This is a genomic window from Rathayibacter sp. AY1G1 (genome assembly GCF_002932095.1).
GTDB lineage: Bacteria > Actinomycetota > Actinomycetes > Actinomycetales > Microbacteriaceae > Rathayibacter.
The window spans coordinates 1-10,251 of the sequence record NZ_PSUZ01000048.1 but is presented as its reverse complement, the minus strand read 5'-3'; the positions used below and the strand labels follow the sequence as shown (position 1 = coordinate 10,251).

Below are 10,251 nucleotides of genomic sequence, written 5' to 3'. Positions count from 1 at the left end.
CGGCGCTGAACGCCTCCGGCCCGAGCACTCCGGCGCCGGTCCACACGCCGGTCGCGAGGAGCTCGAGCGCGACCACCGGGTTGAGCGCCGTCTGCCAGACCACGCACTGGGTGCCGTACTCGGCCATCGTCCACTCGTTGTCGCTCACGTGGTAGAGGTACACCTCGCGGCGGGCGCCGTCCTTCGTGCCCGAGACGAAGAGGCCGGCGCAGGTCCTGCCCGTCATCCGCGGGCCGATGCCGGCGGGGTCGGGCAGGGCGGCGGCGACGACGTCGCGCGGCGAGACCTCGACGGGACCGCCGGCCGAGCGGACCCGCAGGGGCTCGGTGCTGTCCAGGCCGAGGAGGTGGAGGGTGCGCAGGACGCCGATGAACTGCTCGCCGAGGCCGTACTTGAAGGTGACCTTCTTGGCGTCGAGCCAGCGCGGCATCAGCAGCACCTCCTCGTGCTCGACGTTCACGCACTCGACCGGGCCGATACCCTCGGGGAACTCGAACACCTCCGGCTCCGAGAAGGGGGCGGTGGTGTACCAGCCGCGGTCGCGCTCGAACACCACCGGCGGGTTCAAGCACTCCTCGATCGTGGTCCAGATGGAGAAGGACGGAGCGAAGATCTCGCGGCCGTCCGCGTCGTGCACGACGAGGTTCGCGCCGTCGCGCACTCCGAGCTCGTCGATCTCGTCGAAGAGGTGGTCGGAGGCGTAGCGGGCGAAGACGTCGGAGAGTCCCGGCTCCACGCCCATGCCCACCAGCGCGAGGCGGCCGCGGGAGGACCACTCCTCCGCCGCGGCGAACTGCTCGTCGCCGAGCTTGAGCCCCGTCAGCTCGTGGGGCCGCTCGGGGTGCGGGAGCGAGAGGCTCATCGCCATGTCGAGGTAGTCGGCCTCGGCGGCGAGCGCTCCGGCGAAGATCGTCGGGACGAAGCGCGGCTCGACGGCGTTCATCACGTGGGTCGCCCCGTGCGCGCGGGCGACGGTCTCGACGTTCTCGGCGTCGGAGGCGTCGATCCGCGCGGCGACGAAGCGGTCGTCGGCACCGTGCCGCTCCGCGATCCACGCGACCGTGCGCTCGGCCCGGGCGAGGTCGTAGTCGCAGACGATGATCTGCTCGAAGAAGGAGCGGCGCGCGGCGATCTTCGCGAAGGCGTCGCCGACGCCGCCGGCGCCGACCAGGAGGATTCTCATGGGGACACCGTAGCGACGGATCGCGTCGTCCACCATGCCGAGCACCGACGGAATCGGAGCGGAGCGCGCCTTCCGGCCACCGGATCCGTCACAGGGCGGCCCGCTCCCCCCGCTCGAGCAGGCGGAGGAAGCCGGAGAGGTGCCCGAGGCCGGTCAGCGAGGTCGGGAGCGAGGCGGCGAGCGCCGGCGAGTGCACCAGGTACGCCGCCCACTTCGCGCGCGAGACCGCGACGTTCAGGCGGTTGGGCAGGAGGAGGAACTCCATTCCGCGCGGGACGTCCGCCCCGGAGGACGCGGCGAGCGACACGATGGCGACCACCGCCTCCCTGCCCTGGAAGAGGTCGACCGTGCCGACCGGCGTCTCCTCGAGGCCCGCGGCGTCGAGGGCGGTGCGGAGGAGCCCGCCCTGGGCGTTGTAGGGCGCGACGACGATGACGTCGGCCGCGGTCAGCGTCCGCTCGCCGTGCTCGTCGGTCCAGGCGCGGCCGACGAGGGAGAGGGCGATCTCGACGACGCGCCTCGCCTCGTCCGGCGAGGAGGTGGTGTCGCCCGCGTGCTCGACCGGGACGGAGTGCACGCCCGGCTCGACCCCCTCGAGGTGGCGCACCTGCGGCGCCCGCGACCGCAGCGCGCCCTCGTAGGACAGCTCGGAGACGGCGTCGGAGAGCGCCGGGTGCATCCGGTGGGTCTGCGCGAGGAAGTAGCCGTACTCGGGCGGGAGGACGTCGTGCCCGTCGGCGAGCCAGCCGAGCGCCGACTCGTCGACCGGCTCCGGGTGCGCGCCCTGGCTCACCTGGGGCAGCTGCTGCGGATCGCCGAGCAGGAGCAGCCGCTGGGCGGAGACGGCCGACGCGATCGTCGGGGCGAGCGAGAACTGCCCGGCCTCGTCGACCACCAGGAGGTCGAGCGAGCGGCGCGGCACGGTGACCGGATTCGCGAAGGTCCAGGCGGTGCCGCCGATGACGCAGCCGCCGCCCTCCTCGAGGACCGCGGTGAGTGCCGCCGCGTTCTTCACCGGCGCCCAGGGCGTCGCCTCGAGCGCCTCGGGCGGCGTGCCGTTCTTGGGCACCTTCGCCACGCGGGAGGGATCGACGCCGCGGCCGACGACGGCGCTCAGCACGTTCTCGACCACCGAGTGCGATTGGCCGACCACGCCGATGCGCCAGCCGTGCTCGTTCACCAGCCGTGCGATCACGTGGGAGCCGACGTAGGTCTTCCCGGTGCCGGGCGGACCCTGCACCGCGAGGGTCGCCCGGTCGAGTCCGAGCAGAGTGGTGACGACCGCGCCGATCACGTCGTCGCCCTGCACAGGAGCGACGGCTCCCGGCGGCACGCGGCGGAGGACGTCGAGCGCCGGGTCGGCCAGCATCGCGGGCAGCGCGTCGAGGACCTCGCCGCCCCACTCCGCGATCGCCTCGGGCTGGGGCGCGGCGCGCGGCGGCGGCGCGGGGGCGAGGGCGACCGGAGCGTCGTCGTGCGGATCCTCCCCCGCCTTCAGGCCCTCCTTGAGGAGCAGGACGATCCGCTCCCCGTCGTCGTCGACCGCGAGGATCTCGGAGCGCTCGGAGGCGCCGCGCAGACCGGGACCGGGCGAGGGCGCACCAGGGGGCGCCGGGGCCTCGTAGACCAGGTACGGCGACGAGCCGGTGCCGAGCCTGCTGCCGGGAGCGAGCCGGCCGAGGATCCGCAGCTCGCGCGACTGCGTGCGGGCGCGCGGGAGCTTCGCCCAGTCGCGGACGACCTCGACCCGGTCGATCATCACGACGTCGCGGGTGTCCGCCCACTCGTCCAGCGGCTGCCGGAGGCGGTCGAAGTGCTCCTGCCAGAAGGTCTTGGCCTCGCGGCGGTGGTAGTCGATCGCCGCGCCGGCGAGGGCGAGCGCGGTCTGGTCGGCCGTGCGCTCGCGCGGCTCGATCCCCTCGACCTGCGCCAGCAGTGCGACCGCGACCGGGTGCGGCTCGCGGGGCACGGGGATCTCGACCTCGAGCAGCGGCGGCAGCTCCTCGCGCGGCGGAGCGAGCTCCAGGAGCCAGTCGCGCAGGCGGAGCGTGGAGCGGCAGTCGTAGGCGTTGTACTCGGCGACGAGGTCGAGCCCGCGCTGCCCCTCGACAGGATCGGCCCTCTGTGCGGCGCGCGCCTCCACGTACATCTCGATGCTGTCGGCGGCGTTCGTGACGCCGGACGCGTCCCGCTCCTCCTCGCCCATGTAGAGCGGCTCCAGCTTCTTGAGCGAGTAGCTGCGCGAGCCCACGCGGAGCGCCCGCCGCACCACCGGGTACAGGTCGACCAGGACGCCGTCGCGCAGGAGCGCGTCGACCTCCTCCTCGCCGACCCCGTGGCGGAGCGCGAGCGAGAGCAGGTGGCTGCGCTCGTAGGAGGCGTAGTGGTAGACGTGCATCCGGGGGTGCTCGGCCCGGCGCGCCCGCAGGAGCGCGAGGAAGTCGAGGAGCGCCCGGCGCTCGGCCGCGAGGTCGTGCGCCCAGAGCGCGGTGAAGCGCTCCTGGTCGTCGACCATGCCGAAGAGGTAGTCGAGGCCCCACTCGCGGTTGTCCTCGGTGTGGAGCGGGTCGCCCTCGAAGTCGAAGAAGAGGTCCCCCGGGTCGGGGGCGGGCAGCCCGGCGAGCACGGAGGCGTCGATCACCTCGACGGCCGGCACCGGCGAGGACTCCGACCGCAGCTGCAGCCGCGCCTGGGCGCGCAGGCCCTCGAGCGCGCCCGCGCTCAGCCCGGGGACGGGGCCGTCGTGCTCGGCGAGCGCGTCGAGGGTGAGCACGCCGGCCGCCCCGAGCTTCGCCCGCTGGTCGAGCCGCATCCCGGCGACGAGGATCGGATCGCGGTGCGTCTGGACCTCGGGCGCGCAGACCGAGCAGCGTCCGCAGGAGGGGTAGCGCGGATCGCCCCACGCCAGCGGCTCGTCGGCGGCGAGGCGCTCGTCGAGCACGGCGCGGAGCCGGGCGCGCTGCACGCGCTGGACCGGGGCGACGACGGCCAGCTCGTGGCTGGTGACGGAGCCGTCGCCGAGCACGAGGTGCACCTGCTCCCCCACGCGGATGCCGCGGGCCTGCATCTGCTCGGCGTAGGCGGCGAGCTGCAGCAGCGCCGGGATCTTCGCGTGCCGGGCGAGCTTGGTGTCGTAGACCTCGTAGGCGCCGTCGGCGGTGCGGAGGAGGAAGTCCGAGAAGCCCAGGAACTCGCCGTCGAAGAAGGTGGCCTGGTAGAGCACGTCGACCCCGGCGCGCATCGCCTCGACGGCCGCCTCGGCCGCCGCGGGGTAGCCGGCGGGCTCGGGGCGCTCGAACTCGAGCACCTCGTGCGTGCGCTTCAGCTCGGCGAGGAAGCGGTGCTCGTGCTCGTCGCCGAGCACCGCGGTGCGCTCGAGCATCCCGTCCCTCTCGGCCTCGAGGCGCGGGGCGCGGCCCAGCAGGGCGTCGAACCGGCGGAGAACCGCCCACTCGCAGGCCGCCCAGTTCGACAGGTCGGTGGGGCTCGTGACCACGCGGCCGGACTCCAGGTACACGCGACTCCTTCCGCGACCACCGGGCGGCGATCGGCTCCAGGCTAGGGCGCCCCTCCGACACTCGTGCGGCCGCGGCCACCACCCGCACCGCTCCGGCTCCGCGTGGCAGGCTGGGCCGATGACCCGCGCGCGCTTCGAGATCATCCCGGCCGACGACATCGGCGAGCGCGCCGCGCGGGCGTTCCCGGACCCCTCCGCGGTGACGCTGACCGTGACGAGCCTGCCGAAGCACGGGACCGAGCGGACCGTGGACTGCGCGGTCGCGCTGGCCGGGCGCGGGTTCCGCGTGGTGCCCCACCTGGCGGCGCGGAACGTCGAGGGCCGCGCCGCACTCGAGCGGGTCCTCGGGCGGATGGGCGAGGCGGGGATCGACGAGGCGTTCGTGATCTCGGGCGACGCGTCCTCGGCGGCCGGCACCTACTCCACGAGCCTCGAGCTCATCCGCGACGCCCGCGAGATCTCACCCGGGCTGGCCCTGGACATCGCAGGCTATCCCGAGGGCCACCCGCACCTCTCCGACGAGAGCATCGAGCGGCACCTGCGCGAGCGCGCTCCGTTCATCCGCTCGATCGTCACGCAGATGTGCTTCGACGTGGACGCGGTGGTCCGCTACGCCGATCGGCTCCGCGCGACGGGGATCACGGTCGATCTGTGGGCGGGCGTGCCGGGGCCGGTCGAGCGCTCGCGGCTGCTGACGCTGGGCGCGCGGATCGGAGTGGGCTCCTCGCTCGGCTTCCTGAAGCGGAGCACCTCGGTGGCCGGCGGGCTCCTCCGCGGACGCCGCTTCGACCCGTCCGCGTTCGTCGCGCGCCTGGAAGCGGCGGCGGGCGACCGCCTCGCGGGCCTGCACGTCTACACCTTCAACGAGCTCGACTCCCTCGCCGCCTTCGGCTGATCGGCGAGCCTCCGCGCTCCTCGGGCGCCGATCCTCGGGGCCTCGAAGCCCTCGCGCGGAGAGAACTGCGCCGGTCAGGTGGTGCGGCGGATCCAGATCGGCGGGTGCGGGAGCTCGGCCTCGGTGCGCAGGCGGCCGGCGAGCGGAGCCCAGACCACGAGCGCCACGCCGATCCCGAGCAGCAGGCCGCCGACGGTGTCGCTCAGCCAGTGGGCGCCGAGGTAGGTGCGGCTCGCCATCATCGCCACGGTGTAGAGGAAGCCCGCGATCCAGACCCACAGCAGCGGGAACACCAGGGCCAGCACCATCGCCGTCGTCGCCGCGTTGGCGGTGTGGCCGGACGGGAAGGAGCCGTAGTCGCTGGTGACGAGCATGTCGGCCGGACGGGCGCGTCCCACCAGCTCCTTGACGAGCTGGGTGGCGCCCACGCTGACCAGCGCGGCGATCGCGTAGTAGAGCGCGGCCCACCGCCTGCGGAACACCAGCAGCACGGCGACGATGCCGAGCGGGATGAGCGTCGTGCCGACGAGCCCCGCTCCGACCGTGTTCATGACGAGGGCCGGGATGTCCCAGACCGGCGAGCGGTGCTCGACGATCTCGTCCATCCACTCCACGTCGAAGCGGAAGGCCGAGGTGGGGCGGAAGGCGATCAGCACGGCGAGGAGCACCGTGAGCAGGATCGCGAGCGACGCGGAGATCAGCGGCCAGCGGCGGGAGACCCGGTGGGCCGCCTCCTTCGTCAGCAGCCGGGCGGCGACGTCGTCGGACGGCACCTGCTCGCGCATCCGCGCACGCTGGACGGCGTCGGGGCGCGCGATTCCGGGCTCGGTCGACAGGCGGTCGTCGCGGTGATCCATCCGGACATGATGCCGTCACCCGGCGTTCCCCCGCTGGGGGTTGCGGGGCGGCTCGGCCGACGGTTCGGAAGCCCGGCGTCCGTGCGCCGGGTTCGTGGCACGGTTCGACCGGCCGTGCGAATGCCCGGCCTTCCCCCGCGGGGGTCTCGCGGCGCGGCTCAGCCGGCCGCGCGGGCCAGGCGGGCGGCGCGTAGGGCGTCGAGCCGGGTCGGCTCGGAGGAGCGGGCGAGAAGCCGCGCGGCGACGGCGCTCACGCGGGAGTCGTCCGAGGCGGAGGCCTGTTCGAGGGCGGCGGCCGCGTCGGGACCGGTGATCGAGCCGAGCGCCATCACGGCCGAGACCGCGAGCGCGGAGTCGTCGCTGCCGGCGGCCCCGTCCAGCGCGTCGACGGCAGGACGCGCGTCGTCGCCCAGGTAGCCGAGTGCGGCAGCGGCGTGACGCCGGGCCGGCGCGGACCCCTCGCGGAGGGCCTGCTCCAGACCGGGGACGGCCGCGGCGCCGAAGGAGGCGAGGACGTCGGTGAGCACGTTCTGCGCCTCCGCGTCGTCGTCGCCGAGCAGGCCCAGCAGGACCGGCAGCGCGCGCTCGTCGCCGAGGCGGCCCAGCGCGAAGCGGGCCTTCGCGGCGACGGCGGGCTCGGAGTCGGCGGCCAGCGGGGCGATGTCGTCGAGCGTCGCCGGGTCGAGGATCTTGCTGAGCACGTGCAGCGCCTGCGTGCGCACCCGGGGCTCGCGGCCGAGCGCCTCGCGGGCGACGGGGACGGCGGCGGAGCCGAGGCGGCCGAGCGACCAGGTGAGCACGTCGCGGACGAAGAAGTCCGGCTCCTCCCACAGGTGCGCCGCGAGGGGCTCGGCGGTGGCGGGCTCGGCGAGCTCGCCCAGGGTCATCGCCGCACGGAGGCGGACGTCGCGGTCGGGGTCGGAGAGCTCGGCGAGCAGGGCGGAGGAGTCGCGGGAGGACATGGGAGGGGACTGTAGCAGCGGCGCTCGGGAGCGGATCCAGCGAGGGCCCGAACACCCGGGAGGAGCTGCAGGAGCGGGGCGTGCCGGACCGCCGGGGCCCGGAGCCGAGCGCTCAGTCCTGCAGCGCCGGGACGCTCCTCGGCCGGACGATCAGCCAGAGCGCCAGGATCGACACGGTCGCCGTCGCCATCATCACCACGGCCATCGGCACGGCCGAGCCGGCGCCGAAGACCCCTGATATCGGCGACAGCAGTCCGGCGGTGCCGAAGTTGACCGCTCCGAGCAACGACGCGGCCGTCCCCGCCTCCCGGCCGTGGTTGACCAGGCCGAGGACCTGCACGCACGGGAAGCTGAAGCCGCACGACGCGATGAAGAACCACAGCGGGACGAGCGTGCCCCAGAGCCCCAGCCCGAGCACGTCGAAGAGGGCGATCAGGCCGGCGGAGGTGAACAGCGTCAGCGTCGTGATCGCGAGGATCCACTGCGGCCCGATCCTCCGGCTGAGGTAGGAGGACGCCTGCACGCCGAGGACGACGCCGAGCGAGTTCACGGCGAAGAGCAGCCCGTACTGCTGCGCGTCGAATCCGTAGAGGCCCTGGAACAGGAACGAGGAGCTGGAGAGGTAGGTGAACAGGCCGGCGAAGGTCATGCTCCCGATCACCGCCACTCCGAGGAACACGCGGTCGCTGAGGACGGCCCGGTAGCGCTGCACGAGCGAGCGGTGCTCGCGCTCGTGTCGGGCGGCGCGGGGCCGGGTCTCGACGACGAGCAGGCCGACGGCCGCGACGACCAGCACGCCGTAGGCGGCGAGGAAGACGAAGATCCCGCGCCAGTCCATGATCAGCAGCAGCTGCGAGCCGATGACCGGCGCGAGCACGGGCGCGAGGCCCGACACCAGGGCGAGCCGGGACAGCATCCGCACCAGCGGGCGTCCGCCGAAGAGGTCGCGGACCATCGCCATCGCGACCACGCCGCCCGCCGCCGCGCCGGCCCCCATCAGGAAGCGGAAGACGCCGAGGGTGACGATCTCGGGGGCGAGCGCCGCACCGACGCAGGCCAGCACGTGCAGCGAGGTGGCCAGGAGGATCGGCAGGCGCCGGCCGACCGCGTCGCTCCAGGGGCCCACGACCAGCTGGCCGAGCGCGAAGCCGAGGGTCGTGCCGGTGAGGGTCAGCTGGACCGCCGCCTCCGACACGTTCAGCTCGCTCTGCAGCGCGGGGAACGCCGGCAGGTAGAGGTCGATCGTGAACGGCCCGAGGGCGGTCAGCGAGCCGAGGACGATCACGTAGACGAGGCGCTGGCGGGCCGTCAGGGCGTCGCCCGGGTGGCGGTGCACGGGGAGGGAGCCGGTCGGAGTCGAGGCGGGAGTGGACACGGAGTGCCTTCCTGCGCAGGGCGCAGCGGTATGGGAGGGAGGGGGTCGGCCGGTGTCGTCCTCGGCGCGGGAGCGGACCTCGTCGGCTCCACGCCGCTCGGTCGAATCAATTCGATCACGTGTCGGACAGCGGCGCCACCCCTCGGCCCGCCGTCGGGTCAGACCGGGTGGAGCGGAGTGCCGAGCGGGTCGGCGAGCAGGCGCTCGAAGGCGAGCTCGGCGGCGCCCAGCATGAGCAGATCGGCGCCGAGCTCGGTCCGAACGATGCGCACGGAGTCGAGCGCGACCCGGAAGGGGCCGCCGCGGCCCAGGCGCTCCTCCAGGAACCCCGGCGCGACTCCGATCAGCGCCCCGAGGAAGCCGCCCAGCACCACGAGCTGCGGGTTGAACACGTTGATCACGTTGCGCAGGGCGACCGCGAGGTGCCCGAGCTGGCGCTCGACCTCGGCGCGGACGGCCGGGTCCTCGGAGGCGGCGAGCGCCTCCTCCAGCCGCTCGCTCTCGTCGAGGCCGAGCACGGTGAGCAGCTCGGCGCGGCCGACCTCGGTCTCGAGGCAGCCGACGGCGCCGCAGTGGCAGTCGATGCCCGCGCTGTTGACGAGGGTGTGGCCGATCTCCCCCGCGTAGCCGTCGATGCCGTGCAGAGGCGCGCCGCCGACGATGACGCCGGCGCCCACTCCGCTCGCGCCGCCGTTGAGGTAGACGAGGTGCGAGACGTCGCGGCCGGCGCCGAGGACGCTCTCGGCGAGTGCACCGAGGTTGGCGTCGTTCGCCGAGAGGACGGGCAGGCCGGTCGCGTCCGCGAGCATGCGGGAGAAGGGCTCGTCGTCCCAGCCGAGGTGCGGGCCGACCCGGACGAGGCCGTCGGCGTCGCGGACGAGGCCGGGCACCGCGACGCCGATGCCGACCGTCCGCGTCTCCTCGGGCAGCTCGGCGAGCAGCTCGGCGACCGCCTCGGCCGCCAGACGGGCGGCGGCCTCGGCGGTGGGGACGGAGGCGGAGCGGCGGATGCGGCGGCGGACGACGGCGTCGACGCCGACCACGGCGACCGTGACGGCGTCGATCTCGGGGTTCACGGCGAGCGCGACGACTCCGGGATCGGCCTCGACGACGGGGCTCGGCCGGCCGACCTGGTTCGGTGTGGCGGGTTCGCGCTCGCGCACGATGCCGAGCTCCACCAGCTCGCCGACCAGCGCCGCGATCGTGGAGCGGTTGAGGCCGGTCAGGCGGGTCAGCTGCGAGCGGGAGCGGGGGCCGCCGCGGTGCACGAGGCGGAGGATCGCCGAGAGGTTGTGCCGCCTGACGCGGTCGAGGTTGTTGCCGCGCGTCGCGTGGTCGGGCATCCGCGGTCTCCTCTGCTTGCGGGGGTCCGCCAGGACTCGGCCGAGTACGACTACCTCGACGGGCTCGAGCTGAGGGTGTTCCCGGGGCCGGACGGAGCGACGCCGGTCCGGGTCGTCGC

The 10,251-nt window shown here is 74.4% G+C and carries 7 protein-coding genes; 1 reads left to right on the top strand and 6 read right to left on the bottom strand.

What is annotated here, in order from left to right; all coding sequences use genetic code 11:
• The coding region (locus C5C36_RS16965; protein WP_104310100.1) for a saccharopine dehydrogenase family protein at positions 1-1,183 on the bottom strand (1,183 nt) is incomplete at its 3' end.
• An 88-nt stretch (positions 1,184-1,271) separates the two neighbouring features.
• The gene (locus C5C36_RS16960; protein ID WP_104310099.1) at positions 1,272-4,700 is read right to left on the bottom strand and encodes a bifunctional RecB family nuclease/DEAD/DEAH box helicase; all 3,429 of its coding nucleotides are present in this window, start codon (positions 4,698-4,700) and stop codon (positions 1,272-1,274) included.
• 118 nt (positions 4,701-4,818) lie between these two features.
• Here C5C36_RS16960 and C5C36_RS16955 point away from each other — a divergent pair, with 118 nt between their 5' ends.
• Positions 4,819-5,595 (top strand): methylenetetrahydrofolate reductase, encoded by a 777-nt coding sequence (locus tag C5C36_RS16955; protein WP_104258262.1) that lies wholly within the window; start codon positions 4,819-4,821, stop codon positions 5,593-5,595.
• Positions 5,596-5,669: 74 nt separating this feature from the next.
• On the opposite strand, the gene C5C36_RS16950 is transcribed toward C5C36_RS16955, so the two are convergent.
• From C5C36_RS16950 to C5C36_RS16935, 4 genes are all read right to left on the bottom strand, one after another.
• Positions 5,670-6,452: a phosphatase PAP2 family protein gene (locus C5C36_RS16950; protein WP_244229597.1), complete on the bottom strand. Its 783-nt coding sequence runs from the start codon at positions 6,450-6,452 to the stop codon at positions 5,670-5,672.
• Positions 6,453-6,610: 158 nt separating this feature from the next.
• Entirely contained in the window at positions 6,611-7,414 is an 804-nt protein-coding gene (locus C5C36_RS16945) for a HEAT repeat domain-containing protein (protein ID WP_104310098.1), read from the bottom strand.
• 112 nt (positions 7,415-7,526) lie between these two features.
• Positions 7,527-8,789 (bottom strand): multidrug effflux MFS transporter, encoded by a 1,263-nt coding sequence (locus tag C5C36_RS16940; protein ID WP_104310097.1) that lies wholly within the window; start codon positions 8,787-8,789, stop codon positions 7,527-7,529.
• A gap of 158 nt (positions 8,790-8,947) precedes the next feature.
• The gene (locus C5C36_RS16935; RefSeq protein ID WP_104227455.1) at positions 8,948-10,132 is read right to left on the bottom strand and encodes an ROK family transcriptional regulator; all 1,185 of its coding nucleotides are present in this window, start codon (positions 10,130-10,132) and stop codon (positions 8,948-8,950) included.
• Between the last annotated feature and the right edge of the window lie 119 nt (positions 10,133-10,251).

What these genes read in the sequence shown, in the direction of transcription:
- C5C36_RS16945 (WP_104310098.1), bottom strand. Translation starts at nt 7,414, where the DNA reads ATGTCCTCCCGCGACTCCTCCGCCCTGCTCGCCGAGCTCTCCGACCCC.
- C5C36_RS16950 (WP_244229597.1), bottom strand. Translation starts at nt 6,452, where the DNA reads ATGGATCACCGCGACGACCGCCTGTCGACCGAGCCCGGAATCGCGCGC.
- C5C36_RS16955 (WP_104258262.1), top strand. Translation starts at nt 4,819, where the DNA reads ATGACCCGCGCGCGCTTCGAGATCATCCCGGCCGACGACATCGGCGAG.
- C5C36_RS16935 (WP_104227455.1), bottom strand. Translation starts at nt 10,132, where the DNA reads ATGCCCGACCACGCGACGCGCGGCAACAACCTCGACCGCGTCAGGCGG.